At 43.0% G+C, this 21258-nt stretch carries 21 protein-coding genes; 6 read left to right on the plus strand and 15 right to left on the minus strand.

The annotated features are described in order from the left end of the window. Positions 1-124 precede the first annotated feature (124 nt). Positions 125-733, plus strand: coding sequence for a histidine phosphatase family protein (locus tag NT178_09250; GenBank protein MCX5812713.1), 609 nt, complete (start codon positions 125-127; stop codon positions 731-733). 41 nt (positions 734-774) lie between these two features. Here NT178_09250 and NT178_09255 read toward each other — a convergent pair whose 3' ends face one another. Next, a complete protein-coding gene (locus NT178_09255) occupies positions 775-1650 on the minus strand; it encodes a PfkB family carbohydrate kinase (GenBank protein ID MCX5812714.1) in 876 nt (291 codons plus the stop codon). Positions 1651-1900: 250 nt separating this feature from the next. Between NT178_09255 and NT178_09260 the strand changes: the two genes are divergently transcribed. Further along, on the plus strand, positions 1901-2713 hold the full coding sequence (locus NT178_09260; GenBank protein MCX5812715.1) for a DUF169 domain-containing protein: 813 nt from the start codon (positions 1901-1903) through the stop codon (positions 2711-2713). Here NT178_09260 and NT178_09265 read toward each other — a convergent pair. The 4 genes from NT178_09265 to NT178_09280 all read right to left on the minus strand — a co-directional run bounded on the left by NT178_09265 (position 2700) and on the right by NT178_09280 (position 5171). Then, on the minus strand, positions 2700-3101 hold the full coding sequence (locus NT178_09265; protein ID MCX5812716.1) for a DUF2752 domain-containing protein: 402 nt from the start codon (positions 3099-3101) through the stop codon (positions 2700-2702). The two genes, NT178_09260 and NT178_09265, sit on opposite strands and share 14 nt — an antisense overlap. Further along, positions 3098-3481, minus strand: coding sequence for a DUF4234 domain-containing protein (locus NT178_09270; GenBank protein ID MCX5812717.1), 384 nt, complete (start codon positions 3479-3481; stop codon positions 3098-3100). Before NT178_09270 ends, NT178_09265 begins: the two co-directional genes overlap by 4 nt. A 131-nt stretch (positions 3482-3612) precedes the next feature. Continuing rightward, a complete protein-coding gene (locus NT178_09275; GenBank protein ID MCX5812718.1) occupies positions 3613-4359 on the minus strand; it encodes an ABC transporter permease in 747 nt (248 codons plus the stop codon). Beyond that, complete coding sequence (locus NT178_09280; protein MCX5812719.1) at positions 4356-5171, minus strand: ATP-binding cassette domain-containing protein; 816 nt, start codon at positions 5169-5171, stop codon at positions 4356-4358. Before NT178_09280 ends, NT178_09275 begins: the two co-directional genes overlap by 4 nt. A 329-nt stretch (positions 5172-5500) precedes the next feature. On the opposite strand from NT178_09280, the gene NT178_09285 reads away from it, so the two are divergent. The 4 genes from NT178_09285 to NT178_09300 all read left to right on the plus strand — a co-directional run bounded on the left by NT178_09285 (position 5501) and on the right by NT178_09300 (position 12100). Next, positions 5501-8770, plus strand: coding sequence for a PAS domain S-box protein (locus NT178_09285; GenBank protein MCX5812720.1), 3270 nt, complete (start codon positions 5501-5503; stop codon positions 8768-8770). Positions 8771-8774: 4 nt separating this feature from the next. After that, positions 8775-9881, plus strand: a complete 1107-nt coding sequence (locus NT178_09290) for a glycosyltransferase family 4 protein (protein ID MCX5812721.1) — start codon at positions 8775-8777, stop codon at positions 9879-9881. 218 nt (positions 9882-10099) lie between these two features. Further along, positions 10100-10864 carry an imidazole glycerol phosphate synthase subunit HisF gene (hisF, locus tag NT178_09295; protein ID MCX5812722.1) on the plus strand — a complete coding sequence of 255 codons (765 nt, stop codon included), beginning with the start codon at positions 10100-10102 and terminating at the stop codon, positions 10862-10864. Between the two features lie 36 nt (positions 10865-10900). Then, positions 10901-12100: an aminopeptidase gene (locus tag NT178_09300; GenBank protein ID MCX5812723.1), complete on the plus strand. Its 1200-nt coding sequence runs from the start codon at positions 10901-10903 to the stop codon at positions 12098-12100. Positions 12101-12159: 59 nt separating this feature from the next. Here NT178_09300 and NT178_09305 read toward each other — a convergent pair whose 3' ends face one another. The 10 genes from NT178_09305 to NT178_09350 all read right to left on the minus strand — a co-directional run bounded on the left by NT178_09305 (position 12160) and on the right by NT178_09350 (position 20879). Next, positions 12160-12834: a hypothetical protein gene (locus NT178_09305; protein MCX5812724.1), complete on the minus strand. Its 675-nt coding sequence runs from the start codon at positions 12832-12834 to the stop codon at positions 12160-12162. Next, positions 12834-13316 (minus strand): adenosine-specific kinase, encoded by a 483-nt coding sequence (locus tag NT178_09310; GenBank protein ID MCX5812725.1) that lies wholly within the window; start codon positions 13314-13316, stop codon positions 12834-12836. The genes NT178_09305 and NT178_09310 overlap by 1 nt, the downstream gene beginning before the upstream one ends. A gap of 90 nt (positions 13317-13406) precedes the next feature. Continuing rightward, positions 13407-14336 (minus strand): radical SAM protein, encoded by a 930-nt coding sequence (locus tag NT178_09315; GenBank protein MCX5812726.1) that lies wholly within the window; start codon positions 14334-14336, stop codon positions 13407-13409. A gap of 137 nt (positions 14337-14473) precedes the next feature. Then, positions 14474-15508: a bifunctional UDP-4-keto-pentose/UDP-xylose synthase gene (locus NT178_09320; protein MCX5812727.1), complete on the minus strand. Its 1035-nt coding sequence runs from the start codon at positions 15506-15508 to the stop codon at positions 14474-14476. Next, positions 15505-16428 (minus strand): formyltransferase, encoded by a 924-nt coding sequence (locus tag NT178_09325; GenBank protein MCX5812728.1) that lies wholly within the window; start codon positions 16426-16428, stop codon positions 15505-15507. The genes NT178_09320 and NT178_09325 overlap by 4 nt, the downstream gene beginning before the upstream one ends. Further along, positions 16425-17354 carry a glycosyltransferase gene (locus NT178_09330; protein ID MCX5812729.1) on the minus strand — a complete coding sequence of 310 codons (930 nt, stop codon included), beginning with the start codon at positions 17352-17354 and terminating at the stop codon, positions 16425-16427. Before NT178_09330 ends, NT178_09325 begins: the two co-directional genes overlap by 4 nt. Next, complete coding sequence (locus NT178_09335) at positions 17344-18894, minus strand: glycosyltransferase family 39 protein (protein MCX5812730.1); 1551 nt, start codon at positions 18892-18894, stop codon at positions 17344-17346. Before NT178_09335 ends, NT178_09330 begins: the two co-directional genes overlap by 11 nt. A 266-nt stretch (positions 18895-19160) precedes the next feature. Beyond that, positions 19161-20222 carry a site-specific integrase gene (locus NT178_09340; GenBank protein MCX5812731.1) on the minus strand — a complete coding sequence of 354 codons (1062 nt, stop codon included), beginning with the start codon at positions 20220-20222 and terminating at the stop codon, positions 19161-19163. After that, on the minus strand, positions 20219-20452 hold the full coding sequence (locus tag NT178_09345) for a helix-turn-helix domain-containing protein (GenBank protein MCX5812732.1): 234 nt from the start codon (positions 20450-20452) through the stop codon (positions 20219-20221). Before NT178_09345 ends, NT178_09340 begins: the two co-directional genes overlap by 4 nt. Before the next feature lie 145 nt (positions 20453-20597). Continuing rightward, positions 20598-20879: a helix-turn-helix domain-containing protein gene (locus NT178_09350; GenBank protein MCX5812733.1), complete on the minus strand. Its 282-nt coding sequence runs from the start codon at positions 20877-20879 to the stop codon at positions 20598-20600. Between the last annotated feature and the right edge of the window lie 379 nt (positions 20880-21258).

Here is a 21258-nt window from a genome sequence, read left to right on the forward strand (position 1 = left end):
AACAAGGATTATTCTTAATAGGGGATTGAGATTTTTTGTATAAAGTCTTCAGGAATTTATGGTACATTTTCCCGGAAAAAATGCAAATAAATCACCAAAACTACTACCAATAGCGGATATAACAATGATATTACTTATACGGCATGGAGAAACAACAGGCAATCGTAAAGATGTGATCCTCGGTCAAAAAGATTACCCCCTTACGGAAAAAGGGATAAATTCATCAGAAAGGCTTGCCGGACTTGTATCACAATACAATAACGGGATTATCCTTACTTCACCGCTTGGGCGCGCGCAGGCTACCGCAACCATCTTTTCAAATAGAACAGGCTGGCCGATATTTATAGTTGAGGGGATGATAGAACTCTCATGCGGTGAATGGGAAGGCATGTCACGCAAAGATGTTGCCCCTGAGAGGCTTTTTCTACGCACCACATGGACCGACACACCGCCTGGAGGCGAATGCTACAAGGAAGCCGAAACCCGTGTAGGCTCGGTCATTAATGCAATAAGGGAGATCAAAGAATACGAGACATTCGCCGTTATCGGTCATGCATCCGTCAACAGGGTCTTTCTTAAGCTCTGGCTTGGGTTTGAACCTTCACAGGCCATGACCGTGGGACAGCATCATGAAACCATCTATTTGCTTGGCAATAATGGTAAAACTGATTGGATTAACATTCGAGGGGAACGCGGCGTTGAACATTTCGACGGCAATATGCTCCCCCCGTGAAAAAGTACAATAACCGCATGGGCGAACCAGTGAACTTTTGCCTAACTCATCCTTGCGAGGACATCATCAAGAGAACCCCGGAATGGGCCCGGAGTCTCCATCTTTATTGAGGCAAGGGCTACGGCAAATCTTAACGATTCATGTACATCGTGATCTATTCTCCAGGCCAGATAGGCTCCCATCGTTGTATCACCGCGACCGGTTCTGCCGTGAGCGCTTTTGTTTGAATATTTTTCAAAATATGTTTGTCCCCTGTAACGGACAAACACACCGTCCGAGCGGGTTATCATCGTCTCAGCGCTTCCCCAGCCTTCAACTATAGCGGCTGCCTCATGCAGATCATCTGTCCCCGTCAGTATTTCTGCTTCAACAACATCGAGCTTGACTGCATCGACAAGGCTTGTCATTTCTTTCTTTACAGGTGCATCTTTGAAATGGATCACCCCTGTTGTCCTATCGACCTGGCGCACGATATTCTGCATATCCATTGACAGTCGAGGTGTACGACTCCTCAACTGTCGTATGAATTCCAGAGTAAATTCCTGGTCGGTCAAGGCGCCAAGGTGCATCAGCCGGGATTCTATTGAAGGCATCTGTTCAATCTCAAAGAATCCCGCGTTTTTGGTCTGATAAATCAGCCTTTCGTCCATATTATCGGTCTGGTGGACAACACGCATATGCGTGGTCTCAGGAGTATTCAGGAGAAAAACGTCTACACCTGCCGCCTTCAATTGTGTCAGTATATACTCATCCTGTCCGGACATTTTCGTGATTACGGCGATTTTCTTTTTCGTCGGCGCTGCTGCAAGGGCTCCGAAGAATGGCGCGCCCCCGGGTACTCCGGAAGAAGACCCCTCTGCGGCTTCAATGTCATCGATTGTTACATGGCCAACAAACACCAGATCGTAGTTGTTCATTTCAGATTTTACCTCCTGAGACAATTCAGTATTCTTCAACATGTTCTATCAGAATATCTTTTTTTACATTTTTACACAGGCTCAGCAATTTTGCAAGCCGGCACTGCAATCTTTCCCTAAAACAAACAAATGACCTTATAAACAAAGCTATAAAATCGTTTGCTTATAACAAACCGACTCTGATATGATTAAAAAAGGTAAAAATGTTGCATTGCCGGTGATATACGGTTTCAAATTAAGGAGGTAGGCCATGGAGAGCAAGATTGCAGATACCCTTAAGCTCAAGTTTAACCCGGTAGCGATTATATGGACCGATGAAAAACCTGAAAAGGCAATTCAGTTCAAAAAAGGGAAGGTTTCCTGTGTAATGTATCTTTTTTCCGCTGCTGCAAAAGGCAAGACTGCCGTTGTAGATAGTGAGACCTTTGGTTGTTTCGGGGGTGGTACAGGCCTTGGTTTTTCAAACCAGTATGTCAATTTTCCGGGCGGTCTTGAATGCTTTTACCATTTCCTTTCAACAGGAAACGAAAAATTCGAGAAAGGGAAAGGGGTTGCAAGGGAGATTGGAAAGTTTTTAAAAAAAGAGTTTCTGGAAGACTTCCTCCAGGGAGAACGTTATCAGAAATCGCCGGAGTTGGTAAAGAAATTCGTTGACCTCCTCCCTATGATGCAAATCCCCAAAAAATACGTGTTGTTTAAGCCCCTCAAGGACGTTGATCCTGCCAAGGAAGAGCCTGTTACCGTTGTGTTCACGGCAAATCCGGATCAGCTCTCCGCCCTTGTTGTGCTTGCAAATTTTAACAGGGAAAGCAACGAGAGTGTCATAGTCCCCTTTGGCGCCGGTTGTCAGGTCATAGGCATATACCCTTACAGGGAGGCAAAGTCTGAGAACCCGAGGGCGGTAATCGGACTTATTGATATCTCAACACGGAAAAATCTCAAAAGGATGGGAAGAGACCTCTTTACCTTTGCCATGCCCCTCAAGATGTTTGAAGAGATGGAAGAGAGCGTGGAAGACAGCTTTTTGCAGAGGACTACCTGGAAATCCCTTACAGAAATTTAAAAACTTTGAACACCAACCAGTAAGAAAGAGCTAAGGACAGGACGATAATAAAGAATGATTTCATGAGGTTTATAGCGCGCGACGGCTGTCTTTTTATGTATGCATCGGGGAAAAGGCTTATGACAAGGATGAAGATAAGAAAAAAAGAGAAGGGGTTAAAACACGCTGCATCCCATATATCGCCCTGAATTATCGAGAGGAGTGAGTGCGTCATACCGCAGCCGGGGCAGGGAATACCCGTTATCAGTCTGAACGGGCAGGCAGCAAACCCCAGGATACTGATAATTTTCCCGGCTGGGACAATTGAGGCGTAGTGAAAGAAAAGGAGGGCGACCAAGCCTGACAGAGCCAGGAATGAGATGTTCCTTGGTATCAAGTATGGTTTCATTTTTTCCCGAAAAGCCTGTTGATCTCATCCTGCTGAACCGCATCGGCTACTATGTTTAATCCGAAAATAGCAAGAACAACACTCAATATATGGAGATTGTTCGAAATTGGCCTACCGAGCCTCTTTTGCACTTCCATGATTGACTGTGCAAGAATATACTCATAATAAATATGATAAATACCGCAAGTAATAATGGTTAAGAGAAACCATTTCCAGAAATTGTATTTCGCCTCTTCAAGGAGATAGTTTACAGCCCTCATCTCCCGTGCCTGCCAGAAAAGGTAGTAGATGCCGCATGTTATGATCGACAGGATGATATCTTTTACAATACTTGATGAATATTGCTCTGCCGCTGCCTGAAAATCTAAACGGTTTTCCATGTGAAATCCTCCTGTTTTTTTATTTCTACACCTGACATAATAAGGTTACGTTCCCTTCAGTTTTTTGTCAATCATATTGGGGGATACCCTCTCCTGTTAAAAGATAACAGCGAAGAAAGGATGTATACGAGCTATGCCTGCATTCTTGAAAACAAATAAGCCCCGATCACCATAATCACTGTTGCGATCACCATAAGAACGGTGAAATCGGTAACCATCCCGAAGTGCGCTCCATTTATCAAGACCCCTCGAAGGCCGTCTACGCCATAAGAAAGAGGGTTGATGGAGGAGATAACTGCCACTGTTTTCGGCAGGCTTTGCATGGGGAATAACGCCCCGGAGAGAAAGAAGATGGGCATAATCAGGAAACTCATGATCAGTTGAAAACCTTGCGTATCGTCGATAAGTGAGGCAATGGCCGTTCCAAGGGCTGTAAATATTATGGCTATCAATCCCATATATACGAGGGCAAGAGGCAGCAGGACGAGGTCTGTCGGTCTAAAACCGAAGATGAGAGACATAAAGAATACGATTACCCCTTGAATGACTGCAACGGTAGCACTACCGAGGGTTTTTCCGATCATGATATGGAGCCTTGATACAGGTGCAACCAGGATTTCTTTCAAAAACCCGAATTGTCTGTCCCACAGCACCTCAATACCCGAGAACGTTGCGGTAAAAAGGATACTCATGGCAATGATGCCCGGCGCAAGAAATTGGATATAATTTCCTCCTCCTGCCTTGGCATATATCGGTCCGAAGCCGAATCCAAGGGCAACAAGAAAAAGGAGGGGTTGCCCGAGAGATCCTATAATCCTCGTTTTTGAACGGAAATACCGCTTTAGCTGTCTTATCCAGAGCACGTAGATTGCATTCATCGGCCGTGCCCTCTGAAAAACTTCATATGCCTTCTCATTCTATCCATGTCGCTCGATTCTTCTTCCCGGATATCACGGCCTGTAAGGGCGATGAAGGCATCTTCGAGGGAAGCGGTATTTGTGTTTTTCTTTAACTCATCGAGCGTTCCCTGGACGACAATCCGGCCGTGGTCTATAATGGCTATACGCTGGGCTACCCGTTCCGCTTCCTCCATATAATGGGTGGTAAAAAAGACAGTTACCCCTTTTGCCCGGTTCAGTTCCCTGATATAATTCCAGATAAGGTTTCTTGTCTGCGGGTCGAGGCCAAGGGTGGGCTCGTCAAGGAATAAAATGTTCGGGTGATGGAGAAGACCCCTTGCAATCTCAAGCCTCCTTTTCATACCTCCTGAAAAACGTTTTACAAAGTCATCCTTCCGGTCCCACAGCTCGACAATGTTGAGGAGTTCTTTTATTCTCTGCCTTCTTGTGTCTTTCGATACCTTATAGAGTATGCCGTGGTATTCCATATTCTCATATGCGGTGAGATCTTCATCAAGACTCGGGTCCTGAAAAACAATGCCAAAGGTCTGGCGAACCTTATGGGGCGATGCAATAGGATTGTGCCCGTTCATGGAAATTTCCCCGCCTGTCGGGCGAAGCAGTGTGGTGAGCATCTTGATTGTGGTAGATTTGCCTGCACCGTTCGGACCAAGAAAGGCAAATATCTCCCCGGATTTCACGGTAAAAGAGATATTGTTAACTGCAAAAAACCCGTCGAAGGCCTTTGACAGATTGCTCACGGATATAATATCGTTATTATCTGTTTTCATGTTGGTTCCTCTGCCCATATGTTTTAATACGTTTTACCGGATTTTCACAACGGGAAAATACAATTAATATAAATTTGGTGGACTTGCAAAAAGATTGCAAAACTGCCCTGTTCTTGCCGATCCGGTTAAATCAATGTGTCAGCAACAGCATGGTTTTTTGAAAATGATTGTACTTACAGGTAGTTCCCTGGCTGTATGTTTTCATATATGTGCATTTTTTTCTTTACTTTTTCGATAATAATGTACATTATTTATCTTCACAAAAAAATATTGCCCGAACATGAACCGAGAGGGAGAAGACACTGGTAGGTAAACTGAAAAGGTATATTTTGCCCTGGTTTACGCCTAAAACGCTGTTGAAGGCCCTGTTTTTTGGCACAGGTGCACTGCTTATCATGGTCTTTGAAATACATCTACCCATTTCCGGAACAAGGCTCGTTACTGATCCGAGGGAGATACTGGTTACTCTGGGTGCTGCATTCACAGGACCCATCGGGGGCATCATTATTGGCATCATGTCCGGATTAATACAGCCGGTAACGGCCTTTTCCCCTGTTTCTATGTTCTACCATGCTCTCGGCGGCTTTTTTATAGGGATCTGCTACAGGCCCTTATACCGTCTCACGACTATGCCACGTCTTCTTGGGTGGTGGGTATTGCTTGTAACATTTTATTATTTTGCCTTAATAATACCCTTCTCCGTTATTGGAACATCATTCAACCCTGAACTTTTGCAACAGATGTTCGGAACCTATACAGGTTTTACAGACCTGTACATAAGGGTCCTTGCACCTTCCGTCATCCCGGAATGGATAGCTACCATTATTATTACAATAGTGGTAATGGCATCTTTACCGGAGAAATTTCGCAGGCCTGCAGGCTATATTGAAAAAGACCCTTTAAGAAGCTCCCGGGGGACACTCTCGGCGAGACTTACCGCCTGGTTTTTTCTCCTTTCGATGATACCGTTGGGTGTAATGGCAGCCCTCATGAGTCATAAATCAACGCAAGGGGTACAGGCAATATGGAACGAGCGGTATTTGCTTCCTGTTGCAGGCAGTCTTTTGATAGTTGCACTGATTGCCGGTGTTGTAATCTGGGTTCTGGTTGAGCGCCCCTTAAGACAATTGACCCGTGCTGCCGAAAAGATGGGTCGGGGGGATTTCAATATTGAGTTGAAGCATGAATACCTTATCGATGAGCTTGGAACGCTCGGTGGTGTTTTTAATAATATGACACAACAACTCGGAGGCCTTGTTGCTGACCTTACACAGCAGGTTCAGGAACTTACAACAGCACAAAAGGCTTTGCGCCTGTCTGAAGAAAAATATCGGAATATATATGAAAATGCCGTTTTGGGAATTTTCCGCAGCACTCCCAAGGGCCGGTTTATTGATGTGAACCCTGCGCTGGCAAAAATCCACGGATATGCATCCCCCGAGGAAATGATGATGGAAATCAAAAATATCGGCCAGCAGCTTTACGAAAACCCTGAAGACCTTAAACGATATATCAATTTACTGGAAAAACAGGATGTTGTAAGGGGCTTTAAGGCGCATCTTTTTCGTAAGGATAAAAGCATAGCATGGATCTCAATGGATGTGAGAGCTTATCGAAATGAAAATGACAGGATACTTTACTATGAAGGCATTGTGCAGGATATAACCGAACGGGAAAAGGCAGAAAAAGACCTCTATAATGAGAAGCAAAGGTCTCTCACCTTGTCGGAGAATGCCCCTTTCGGTATGGTCATGATCGATAAGATCGGAAATTATACCTATATCAATCCAAAATATCAGGAATTATTCGGTTATAGCCTGAATGAAATCCCCGATGGACGGACATGGTTCCGGAAGACATTACCTGATCCTCAAGACAGGCATAAAGTTATTTCATTATGGACAGAGGATTTTAAAGATGCAAAAACAGGAGAAAATATCACGAGGGACTTTGCTGTTACCTGTAAGGACGGGACCGAAAAGATCATCAATTTCAAGTCTTCCCTGTTAGCCACAGGAGAAATATTGATAAGTTGTGAAGATATTACGGAGAGCAAATTATCAGAAGAAAGGCTTATTGAATATCAGCAATTTTTGGGGGCCATGCTTTCGGCATCACCAGTTGCGGTCTGCAGAGTAAGGGATAGAAAGCTTGTATGGGCAAGCGATTCCCTGTCCCGTTTAACGGGATATTCTTTAGATGAGCTGCTCAATGTAAGTACCAGACTGCTATACGACAGTGATGAAGCATATGAAGAGGAAGGGAAAACACTCTACGAGAAAGGCTGGTATGAAACATGGCATGTTGTAAAGAAGGATGGCACAAAAATCAATGCCTTTATCCGTCTTGTACCAATGGACAGCCGCTCTTTTATCATGACTTTTTCGGATATAACGGATATAAAAGAGATGCAGGAAGAGAAAGAAAAGTTGCAGCAACAATTAAACCATGCCCAGAAGATGGAAGCTATCGGTACTCTTGCAGGGGGTATCGCCCATGACTTCAACAATATTCTCACCGCATTAATAGGTTATGGAAGCCTCCTGCAAATGCGAATGGACAAGGACAGCCCGCTGCGAAGGTATGTTGAGCAGATACTTTCCACATCCAAGAAGGCGTCCGGCCTTACACAGAGCCTCCTCGCCTTCAGCAGAAAACAGCCTGCGAAACTTAGCCCCATAAAGTTAAACAATATTATCCGGGGAACGGAGAAACTCCTTGAAAGACTCCTTACCGAAGACATCGAATTACAGATTCGCCTGGCCCAACAGGATATGACTATTATGGCAGACGTGACACAGATAGACCAGATCTTATTCAATCTTGCCACTAATGCACGGGATGCCATGCCTAACGGGGGTGTATTAAGCATAGAAACAAAGAGTATTTTTTTTACCAGTGAATTTAAAAAAATACATGGTTATGGCCAGCCTGGCATGTATGCCCTTTTTTCTGTATCTGATACAGGCATCGGCATGGATGAATCGACAAAAGAAAAAATATTCGATCCTTTTTTTACTACAAAAGAGATAGGCAAGGGAACGGGGCTGGGTCTCTCCACTGTCTATGGCATTGTAAAACAGCATGACGGATGTGTAGACGTGTATAGCGAGCCTGGCGCAGGAACAGTTTTCAGGATATATTTTCCCGTTATAAAAACAATGGCGGATGAAGCAGAACCTGTTACCGTTTGTTTTAGAAAGGGAACTGAAACTATCCTTGTCGCTGAGGACAACACAGAGGTAAGGGTTTTAATTAAAGATTTTCTTCAAGAATATGGGTACAATATCATAGAGGCAGTAGACGGAAAGGACGCAATAGATAAATTCAAGGAGCATAAAGGGGTTAATCATAACGGGATTGATCTTATTATCATAGACTCTGTCATGCCGAAGAAAAACGGCAGGGAAGCCTATGATGAAATACGAAAGCTTAGCCCGGACATAAGGGTGCTTTTTACCAGTGGTTATACCAGAGATATTGTGCTTGACAAAGGTATTGAGGAGAAAGAATTCGATTTTATTTCAAAACCTCTGTCTCCTGATGAGCTGTTGCAAAAGGTGGAAGAAATCCTCGAACGTCCATCCGTTATAAAGTAAATTTATGAAAATCGGTCTGGCTATATATAATTTTGACCCCAAGAAAGGCGGGGCAGAGAGGTATGCCTATGACCTTGCTACACGGTTAGTGCAGCGGGGACACGAGATATGCGTATTCTGCGGACAGGGGATGAAAACGGAAGGTATAAAACTTATAAGACTCAATGCAATGCCTTTCCCCAGATGGCTCAGAACACTCTCCTTTGCGCTTAAACACAGAGCGCATATGAGGACTTCCCCCCCGGATGTCATGCTGGGCTTCGGGAATACCTTTGAGGCCGACGTATACCAGAGCCACGGCGGGGTGCAGCGTATCTGGATGGAAAGGGAGATTGCAAGCTATGAAGACCCTAAAGAACGCAGTTATAAGGCATTCCTTCTTAGGAACAGCATCAACCAGCGGATACAGGAATGGATTGCAGAATACCCTATCAGGACAAAACGTTGTTCGAGGATTATAGCTATATCCGATATGCTGAAAACCCATATTGCAGGCCATTTCAGTATCAAGCCGGACAGCATTGATGTCGTTTATAACGGGGTAGACACACAACAATTCGCTCCAGCAAGCTCCCGGGCTGACGGGCCGCTCAGGATACTTTTTTCCGCCGGTAATTTCAGGCTCAAAGGGCTTTTGCCTCTTCTACTTGCCGCAGGCGAGGTCTCAAAAGAAAGAAGGGATTTTCGGGTGCGCATCATGGGCAGAGGAAGAAGGGAAAGGTACGAACAGGTTATCAGGGCATTGAGTATCGGAGATTGTGTAACTTTTCTCGGGGAGCAGGCTTATCCTGAAACCGTCTATAGGGACGCTCAAATCCTTGCACATCCCACATTCTATGACGCCTGCTCGCTCACAACCATGGAGGCAATGGCGTCAGGGCTACCTGTCATTACAACACGATGGAACGGTGCATCTTCCCTGATATCGGAACAGGAAGGCTATGTGATCGATGAACCCTTCGATATTGTCGGCATGGTTACAGCCATAAAGGCGCTCTTCAACCAGGATTTCAGAGATAGCATGGGGAAGAACGCACGCATAAAGCTTGAGTCATACACAATGGACCAAAACGCCGCAGCGATGGAGAAAATACTGCTTGAGGCCAGATAGGTTTATCACATAAAACGTGTGAAGGCAGGACATGATAATCATCTAAGCAACCCGGCCAATTAAAGTAAAAAATTGGCAGAACTTCAGAAAAATAAAAAGGTTTTGCAAACTATAAATCTTTATCTTGACTTATACATATGGGAAAATGATATGTAATAATCGTGCATGTTTTATATTAAATAATCAGTACTGTAAAATATTCCGAGAAAGGAGTTGTCATGAAAACAATAAAGATTATGCCTTGTCTTGATATGAAGAACGGAAGGGTTGTAAAGGGAGTCCATTTTGTAGACATAAAAGATGCCGGCGATCCTGTGGAAAACGCCGCATTTTATGAAAAAGAGGGCGCTGACGAGCTTGCCATGCTCGATATTGCAGCAACTCTTGAGAACCGCAAAACCCGTCTCGACTGGGTAAACCAGGTGTCGTCGGTAATAACCATTCCGTTGACCGTAGGAGGCGGGATAGGCAGCCTTGAAGACATTGAGCTTATCTTAAAGGCAGGGGCATCGAAGGTGTCTATTAACAGCGCTGCCGTTGAAAATCCTGAGCTTATAAGAGAAGCAGCGAAAAAGTTCGGCTCAAAAATGATCACCGTTGCCATTGATGCGAGAAGGAATAAGACAATGCCGTCAGGTTTTGAGCTTGTCATCTCCGGCGGAACTAAACCTGTGGGTAAGGACGCGATCCAGTGGGCGAAACAATGCGAGGAATTGGGCGCAGGGGTTGTCCTGCCGACAAGCATGGACGGCGACGGAACCCTTGCAGGATACGACCTTGAATTTACAAAGGCCGTAGCGGATGTTGTGACTGTTCCTGTAGTTGCTTCAGGTGGAGCCGGGGCATTGGAACACTTTTACGAAGGCGCAACAAAAGGCGGCGCCGAGGTATTGCTTGCCGCGTCTGTTTTCCACTTTAGAACATTCAGCATCCGGCAGGTAAAGGAATATCTGAAGAGCAAGGGGTTGGCAGTAATACTGTAGTACTTAATTTGTTGCCGTATTAACGAGGAGAATACAGTGCTTACAGATGAGCAACTTAATAAATACGCAGACGTACTTCTCTGGGGGTTGAAAACCGCACGGAAGGGCAAATTCAAAAAGGGCGATGTGATCCTTATTCAGTATGACCATCCGGCCCTCAGGCTTGCAGAAATACTATACGGGAAAATACTCGATATGGGGATGAATCCGGTTCAGCGGATGATCGGAACATATGTAATTGAGCAGGCATTCTATCAAAAGGGAAGCGACAAACAACTTGTTTTTATGGCGCCCGGTGATAAAGAGCTGTATGAAAACCTCCACGGAAGGATTTTTCTGCGTGCCCCTGAGTCGCTCACGCACCTCAGGGATATTGATCCTGCGAGAATCGGCAAGGTCCTTGTATCGAGAAAACCGCTCAGGGAAATCCTCGACAGGCGGGAGGAACAAGGAATGCATGGATGGACGCTGTGTACCTTTCCCACAGACGAACTTGCAAGGCAGGCAAATACAACGCCTGAAAAATACACATCTCAGATTTTAAAAGCATGTTATCTCGATAACGACAACCCGATTCGTTCATGGGAGTCTATTTATGAAGATGTTACAGACATAAAAAAGTGGCTTAACAATCTGAAGGTCAAATATTTCCATATAGAATCAAAAAATATAGATCTGAAGATAACACCCGGGGAACAAAGGCGATGGAAAGGCATTTCAGGGCATAATATTCCGAGTTATGAGGTCTTTCTCTCCCCTGACTGGAGGGGCACCGAAGGGGTGTATTATGCCAATCTGCCTTCCTTCAGAAGCGGCAACTATGTGGAGGAGGTACGGCTTTTCTTTGAAAAAGGCTCTGTAAAGAAGGTTGAGGCAAAAACCGGCGAAGATTTTGCCGTAAAACAGATTGCCATGGATAAAGGGGCGTCGAAGGTCGGCGAATTTTCTCTCACAGACAAACGGTTTTCACGAATCGACCGTTTCATGGCCGACACCCTATTTGATGAGAATTTTGGTGGGGAATACGGCAATTCACATATTGCCGTCGGTGCCTCGTATACCGATACATACGAAGGAAATCCTGCAGATATGACGAAGGAAATGAAGAAAAAGCTTGGCTTTAACGATTCCGCACTTCACTGGGACCTCGTGAACACAGAAAACAAAACAGTAACGGCACATCTGGTCTCAGGGAAAAAGCTGGTAATATATGAGAAGGGCATGTTCAGATATTGATATACAGAAACGCTCCAGGGCAAATAACTCCCTGCAGTATACTACAGGGAGTTATTTGCTTATATGACCTTCACCAGGTAATAGATTCTTTTTAAGATTTCCCCAAAAATCGTACTTAATCCGGCATCCGATTTCCACCAGTTGTCTTTTCTCAGACTCTCTTCAAAAGGTTTACAATAAACTGCGACACCTTTTTGTTTACCTGCTTTAGTATAGGCATCGCAGCTTCTCCGGCTGTGATGCCAGGGTGAAACGAGGATCATTGAACGATGGCCCTGCGCTGTAACGGCTTCAATAACAGTAACAGCCGTATTCCATGTAACGGGATCTCTTTTCAAAACAGGGATCATTTTTATCTTTCCGAAATCATACCCTTCGCTCTTGAAAAAAAGAGACAGGATTTCATGATAGTATGGTTGGGGTACTGTGTCGGATAAGGTGTTTGAACTTGAAAAAGGGTACTCTGTGAGAAAGATGAACTTGCCCATGCCCCCTGAAAGCAATTGCATGGATGCTCTGATGCTCGCCATTGAAGGGTATTGCCAGTTCTCGATAACTATTACCTCGGCCGGCGCTGTTGTGTCATTTGCTGAAATAAATGAAGTCGCATAATCCAGCAAGAGATTACGGCTTCCATATACAAGGAAGATTAATAACAGGCCTACAAGGAGTTTCCCGAGCCATGTGGTTTTCAGAACAGTTTTTTGTTGTAAAAAGTAACGGCGTGTTTCCATTATAGTTTATACCCGAATTTCCGGAGAAGTTCCCTGCGCGCCTTCTTGTCTTCCTCGTCCTCTATGCCCTTGGGTTTTGAGCCGTCGATAACGCCCATGATGCCCCGGCCATGATCTTCCTCTGCGACTACGACCTGCAAAGGGTTTGCCGTTGCGCATATGATATGACATACTTCCTGGCAAGCCTTTATAGCATTGAGGACATTGATGGGAAAACCATCCTTCAGAAAAATCACAAATGTGTGTCCGCAGGATAGGGAAAAAGATGTTTCGTAAGCCAGTTTCATAAGTGTTTCCTCATTGCCTTCATACCGCACAAGGCACGGCCCGCTTGCCTCTGAAAAGGCGATCCCGAACTTAAGAGACGGCGCAGACCCGATAAGGATTTCATACATGTCCTCCACGGTCTTTACAAAATGCGATTGGCCAATGATGATGTTCATCCCTTCAGGGATATCGATTTTAACGGTCTTTAATTCCATAACTTAACCTCCTTTTACACAGGCCACCAAAGCCTTCGTTTATAAATTCATTGTTTTGCTTGGAAATAACTATATATATCTTTCTGTTTTTCATTGCTGAAACGGCTTATCTTTTTCAAAGTCCGGTACAAAAAGCGGTGCGCTTTCGAGCTTCTGGATAAAGACGTTTTTAAAGCCTTCCTTTACCAACAGGTCTGTCAGCTTTTCGTATTCTTCATATCTTATCTTCCTGTTTATTACAGGATATTCACCGGCTTTATGCACAGGGTAATACTGCGCCATGAGACTTATAAAAGTATCTGTTCCAAGATTATCCCGTATCCACCCGATAATCTTCTCCGTGCCTGCAAGGCCTCCAGGAAGGACAAGATGCCTTATCAGCATCCCTTTTATTGCAATGCCGTTTTTTGTCGTCAAGTCCCCGACCTGTCTTTTCATCTCAAGGATCGCTGCTGCGGCATATTCAGGGTAGCTTTTATCGACGGGCACATCGGATAGTTTATTTGCAATCCCTGCGCTCCAGTATTTGAAGTCAGGAAGGTATATGTCTATAAGACCATCAAGTATTTTCAATGTTTCTACATTCTCATAAGCGTTCGTATTATAGACAAAAGGAATTTTAATGCCTTTTTCCTTCGCATGTTTTATGGCTGCAACAATAAAGGGAACGTAAGGGGTCGGACTGACAAGATTAATATTGTGACAACCCTGTTTTTCAAGCAGGATGAATATATTGGCAAGCTCTTCAATAGTATAAGATTCGCCTGTCCTGTAATGACTTATCTGATAATTCTGGCAGAACATACACCTTAGGTTGCAGGAGGAAAAAAAGATTGTGCCCGAACCGTTCGTACCGGAGATAGGCGGTTCTTCACCGTAATGCAGCCCGTAATGGGCGATGATGATCTCGTTTGCTATGCCACAGTATCCCTTTTCACCCCTGAGCCTTGCTGCCCTGCATCTTCGCGGGCAGAGTTCACACTTCTCAATAAGGGACAATACCAATTCATCTTCAATCATATAACTTTGTTGAATTCGTCGTCACACTCCGCTATTTTCGGAATACCCGCTTGCGGGTGTTGCCCGGGTACCCTCCGGGCGCTATCTATGAATCCGAATTGGTATGCGCCGCCTTCCACGAACATTATCTTGGCCTATCACCCCATCTTCAGGCTTGCTTCAAGATAATATTCAAGAGTCTTTTTCAAAGCAGTATCAAGGTCAACTTTGGGTTCCCAGCCGATAAGCGTCCTTGCCTTTTTGATTGAAGGCATCCTGAAGTCAATATCCTGGTAACCTTCACCGTAGTAATCCTTGGAAAATGTCTCAACAATTTCAGAATGTTTTGTAATGTTTTTTGTTGAAGGATGATTTACAAACAGCTCTTTCAGTTTATAGGCAAGGTCTTTGATCGTGGCTTCGTTGTTCGGATTTCCGATATTAAATATTTCACCGTTAAATTTCCCGTCTTTGTTTTCAATGATTTTCATAAGACAATCTATGCCGTCGTCTATATATGTGAAGCACCTGCGCTGCATGCCGCCATCTACAAGCTTAATGGGTTCGCCAAGAAAAAGGTTGCTTATAAACTGGGTAACAACCCTTGAACTTCCCTCTTTCTCAGAGTCAGTGATAAGTTCATCAAGCTTTGGTCCTATCCAATTGAAGGGCCGAAACAGGGTAAACTTCAGACCATGCTGGAATCCGTATGCCCATATAACCCTGTCAAGGAGTTGTTTGGATGAGCTGTAAATCCACCGCTGCATCCTTATAGGGCCAAGCATAAGGACACTTTCATCTTCGTTGAATTCCTTGTCCGTACACATGCCGTATACTTCTGATGTGGATGGAAAAAGAAGTTTTTTTCCGTACTTAACGCATAATCTCACGACATTCAGATTCTCCTCAAAATCAAGACGAAAGACCTTGAGGGGATCTTTTACGTATGTTGCAGGCGTTGCTATTGCAACAAGGGGCAGAACTATATCGCATTTCTTTACATGGTATTCTATCCATTCCTTGTTGATTGATATATCGCCTTCCACAAAATGGAAGCGTTTGTCCCCAAGGCAGGTATCGAGCTTATCGTCTCTTATATCCATTCCGTATACTTCCCAATCTTTTTCTTTAAGTATCTGCGACGCAAGGCTGTTGCCGATAAATCCGTTCACGCCAAGTATCAGTATCTTCAAAGGCTACCTCCAAGAATTTTATTTTCCAGATCATGTTCACGGATGAACTGTTCGCTGTCCATTTCTCCTTCTCCTTCCATCTGCACCCTCAGTAATTTCAAGATACCATTGCCGGTATTGACCATAAGAGGTCTTTCAGAGATGATTTTGCCTGGTTGTGCATGCCCCTCCTGTGTTGCCTCCGGATGCGCTTTCCATATGTAGAGCTTTTTGCCGTCGAGGTATGTAAATGCACCGGGATAGGGGTGTGTTACGGCGCGCGTAAGATTATAGATGGATAGAGAGTCTTTATCCCACAAAATCATACCATCTTCCGGTCTCCTCCCGCCGAAATAAGAAGATGGGCCAACCTGCGGGATGCTTTTAAAGGTTCCGTCCCTGAACTGCGGCAGGACTTCTCTCATGAGCAACCTTGCCGCATCCGCCATCTTTTTAAATACCGTGTATGCAGTATCGTCGAACGTTATATCACATGCCCTCTGTGCTACCATATCTCCGGCATCCGGCTTTTCCAGCATATGATGGAGGGTAACACCGGTTTCCCTCTCCCCTGCTATCAGCACCCAGTTCACAGGACATCTTCCCCTGAATTTGGGAAGCAATGACCCATGGAGGTTAAAAGCCCCGACTTTCGGGATATCGAGGATATCTTTGCGTATCATGTTTCTGTAGTAAAAGGAAAAGATAATGTCCGGTGAGAGAGATTTTATAAGTTCAACCCATGCATTGTCTTTCAGTGTCTCGGGTGTATATACGGGGATATTATTTCCCTCTGCTATAGCTGCCGGTTTTCTGAACCATATTTCCTCTTCCTGTGCATCCTTGTGGGTAAAGAGGCAGAGAATTTCGGCGCCGAATTTCACGAGTTCTTCAAGGCATACATAGCCTATCTCGTGGTATCCGAATACCACAACCTTCATAATAACTCGCTTTTGATGATAAACCTTGGCCTTCTTCTGACCTCCTGGTAAATCCTTCCGATATACTCTCCTATGATGCCCATAGCAAATATCTGGATCCCTATGAAAAAGAATAATATCCCGAAAAGTGTGAATGTGCCCTCCACTTCAGGGCCTACAATGAATCTTCTCGCAATGAGGAATAGGGCGAAGGCAAGCCCCAGAAACGCTATGATAACCCCGAGTACGCCTATAAATTGAATCGGCAGCAATGAAAAGCTTGTCATAAGGTCAAAATTCAAGCGAAGAAGCCGGAAAAGACTGTACTTTGTCGTTCCTTTTTTCCTTTCCTCATGTTCGACTTCTATTTCAACAATTTTTTTGGCAAATGTATTTGCGAGGGCAGGTATGAAGCTTGATGATTCCGGACACATGTTAATATTGTCAATAATGCTGCGCTGGTATGCCCTTAACATACATCCATAATCCCTCAGTTTAACTCCGACAAGCTTTGAAGTAATCTTGTTTACGATAATTGATGCAAGCCTTCTGAAAAGCGAATCCTTCCGTTGTTTTCTGTATGTGCCGACAACTTCGTAGCCTTCCTCGACCTTTTGGACAAGTTTCGGAATCTCCTCGGGTGGATTCTGTAAATCCGCATCAATTGTGACAATAATATCGCCTTTTGCATAGCCGAAACCCGCAAAAATGGCCATGTGCTGACCATAGTTTCTGTTGAACTCGATAACTTTAACGGCAGGACAGCGGTCATGGAACTCTTCCAAAATATTCTGTGTGCCGTCGATGCTCCCATCGTTGGTGTAGATAATTTCATAAGGTTTCTTGATGCTGTCGAGTGTTTTTTGCAGTCTCTCCTGCAACTCATGAAGGGATTCCTCCTCGTTTAAAACAGGTATCAGCACAGAGATATAGGGCTTATCTTCCATCTTTCCTCACATAAATCGTATAGTGTTCTTTTTCGTAATGAGCCTTCCGTACCGGCAAAAATAACAAATTCAGGTCTTTATCCATATGTTGCGATTGTTCGTCTTCAACTATGAGAAGTATATCATTTTTTTTGTCTTTTAGCTCGTCTAAGTTCTTGAATATCTGAATGGGTTTGCCTATGTAGAATATTATCCCTGCGGAAGAAAAACCGTATGTATGGATGTCTTTGCCTTCTTTCAGATTGCCTATTCTGTCAGTTATCAGTCTCGGAGATTTAAAGTTTTTATCCATCACAGGCATGTATAAGTTGTGATAAAAATAACCGGTAAACACAAAATAAAAGAATAGTACAGAAAGGGTCAGGGTATGTGATTTTTTCTTTACAGCATAGAAGAAGGCGCCACCTGTGAGAATAAGTACGGTTATATAAAAATAAAGGGTAACGGACTCTTGCTTAAAAACATTTACCACAGGGGAGTTCAGGAGATTGAGTACAAAAATGGCAGCAAGGGGTATAATTAATAGAAGAAAGGCAAAAGACCTGACCAAAATATTTGTTATCGGGTTTTCCAGAAGCCATGGCCACTTATCCTTTATATAGATACCACATAACAATGCACATGCAGGATAACAGGACAGTAGGTATATGGCTCTCTTGCTCGTTGAAAACTCGAAAAAGAGAAAGATAACAATAAACCATATAAGGGGAAACCAGATTTTTCTTTTAAAGGCATGGTAGACTGCAAAGGGGAGCAGGATACTCCAGGGGAGAAAATTAAAAAACAGCTTATGAAAATAATAGTATAAGGTTTCTATATGATCGAAGGCGTTTGTGTAACGCGTTACATTCTGCCTCAAAATAAATTCCTTTATATACTCCTGACCTGCAAGAAAAAACCATATTGAAGAGAGTGCGGCAGATATTATGCACCCTGCTATAAGAGGAAGCATGAATCTTTTCAACTCCTTCCTGCTGATCAGGTAAAAAAAGGTTACCAGGGCGGGCAGTACAAGCCCTGCAGGCCCTTTTGTGAGTATCCCCAGGGCGGCAGGGATAAAGGACAGCATGAAATAAAGCCTCTTTCCTTTAGAAATATAGATATAATTAAGAAATACGGTAAGCCCGATAAGACATGCAAAGGTCATATCCATCACAGATTCGCGTGCATTGGAGAGAAACTGGTAATTTGTAGCAAGGATAAAGGCGGAAAGAAACCCTGTCAGCGGATTTACCAGAGAGCAGCCAAGATAATATGTAATAATCACAAGTAATGTAGCCGACAATGCAGCCGGCAGTCTTGATGAGAATTCACTGACTGTGCCCTTGAGTTTTGATGCAGCAATAATCATCCATGGATATAAAGGCGGTTTTTCAAGATACGGTTTTCCGTTTAAATAAGGATGTATATAATCTTTTCTATCCATCATCTCTTTTGCCATGATCGCCTGTCTCGGTTCATCGGGATCCCAGAGCGCAACCCCACCGAGGTTCTGAATAAATAAGACATAACATGTGAGAATAATGACTATTACTTTCATAAATAGAAAATTGTAAGTTTTATACACTTCAGGTTAAAGCCTATAACATGCAATAAGAAAGTCTGTAAATATATTTCAAACAATCGTCGGGTAATCAGATTTTATATTCTAATATTTGACATTTTTCAATAATTTTTTTCAATAATTCTTTGCTTTGTCAAATAATTGTTGTCAATTTTGTCAATCATTTCAACATAGTGCAAATTCATCACAAACTCTCTGTTTCTTTAAAAAGGGTATTTTCTAACGGTTTTCTAACGGAATTTCTAACGGCCATAAAATGTATTCTCCAATTTTGCAACCTGCGACTTGGAAAAATCTGCATCATTAAAGAGGTGTCCATATAGGTCATAGGTGATCTTGATACTTGAATGTCCTAACTGTTGAGAAAGGTATTTTGGATTTTGTTCGCTTCTGATCCTAACACTGGCATTTGTGTGCCTTACACTGTGCCATTTAACCTTTGTTGCCTCTGCTTTTTGTAATGCCGGATTGAAATAACACTTAACGAAATTGCTATGGATTACAGGCTTTCCACGTTTTGAAGGAAAAACAAGATTTAGCTTATTAACAGGGCATTGCAGTTTCCACTTTTTCAATTCCAGTGCAAGAGAATTTGAAATATCAATTCTCCTTTTGCTCGTTTCTGTTTTGGGTTCGTAAAGTTTGCCTTTCCAAAGAGAATACCTTACATGGATCGTTCCGGTATTTAAATCTATATCATCCCATGTAAGCCCCCATAACTCATTAGCCCTAAGTCCTGTAAGGATCGCTGTTAAAACTGCAACATGATAATGAGGGTGCATTTTCTCTAAGAATTTGTATGCTTCATTGATGTCCAATATAGTCACTTCTTTCTTGGATATACGGGGGTTTTTTATAAACTCTCCCGGATTTCTATTAGTATATCCCCATTGATAAGCGTGTTTAAGCATCTCCTTTAAAATAACAACGTCTCGTTGTGTTGTAGAAGGTTCTACTTCATTTAACCTTTTAACTATAAAGGTTTGTATGTGTGCCCCTGTTATGTTCTGCAATAGAGCATTGCCAAAATGTTTTGTAAACCTCCCTACAACGTATTTATATTCTCCTTGTGCCGTTTCTTTGATATTGGTTGCAACATAACTGTCAATCCATATCTTTCCAAATTCTGCGAATGTTGTCTTTTTAATATCCCGGAATGTTCCGTTTTGTGCCGATGGTAAGTTTTCGTTTAGTACCCTTTCAGCATCTTTCCTTGTGTCACCGCCCTTTATCCATTTGCGCTTACTTCCAATGGCAATGACAGCATAATAAACACTTCCTTTTTTTACTATGCTTCCTCTCATGTCTCCTCCGTTTTCCTTTTCGTTTTTGGTGTAACCCTTTCACCTCCTTTGTCTTTATTCGAAAAAAACTCTCTCAAATCTTCCTCTGTGATCATCCAGTTCTTTCCCACTTTCTTTCCCTTGAGTTTCCCTGTGGTAAACCATGAACGAATGATCCGGGGATTCATTTCAAGTGCCTTTGCAATATCTTCAACATCATAAAGAGTAATACTGCCAATTGATTTTACCATATCGTTCACCTCAATAGTGTTATGATATGTATATATAATGTATTAAAAATGATATGTCAAGTATATTATATGAATATATGATATTTTGCAATATACATAATCGAATAATGATATTACATTGTTATGATATACTTCTAACGGCTTTCTAACCATTTCCATGTTGTTTCATCCACTGCAAGATTGCATTTTTCGAGAACCTCAAAGACTTGCCTGCTTTCATATAGGGAAAATCAAAAAGGCCATGTTGTGAGTTATTCACCCATTGATACACTTGCCCTTTGCTTTTATTCAAAATCCTTGCAACACCTTCCACTGAGATAAGTTCATCTTGTCTGGTGTCCTGTTGCCCGGACAGCATGGGTTTGATAAGTTCAGCAACCTTTTCTGCTATGGCCTGAATGTCTGAGGATTCAAGTTCAATCTTCATTCATTCGCCTTGCCATAAGAATGAGGGTACCCTGTGAGATAGGCATGGGGAGGGGGAGATTCCCCTCTTTTCCTATATAACTCATAATACCCCTTTAGAAGTGCGCAATATTTTCATAAAAACCATGTAATTATGCACTAAAATAGCCTTAAAATACTGTAAAAGTTGAACAAAAATGCAATTATTGAAAACTATCAAAGTTCTAATGATATTCATGATGTATATAACGATATAAGATAATAAAAGTAAAAAAAACTAAACTTAATATCCTATTTAGCTTAACCTTTCCCGTTAACAGTGAACAAAATTTGAAGCGTATCCCTTGGGGATATGTTGTCATAAATTATCCTTCCTTCTCATAACAATGATTTTCCTCTTA

It is taken from the genome of Pseudomonadota bacterium, assembly GCA_026388255.1.
Taxonomy (GTDB): Bacteria; Desulfobacterota; Syntrophorhabdia; order Syntrophorhabdales; family Syntrophorhabdaceae; genus JAPLKB01.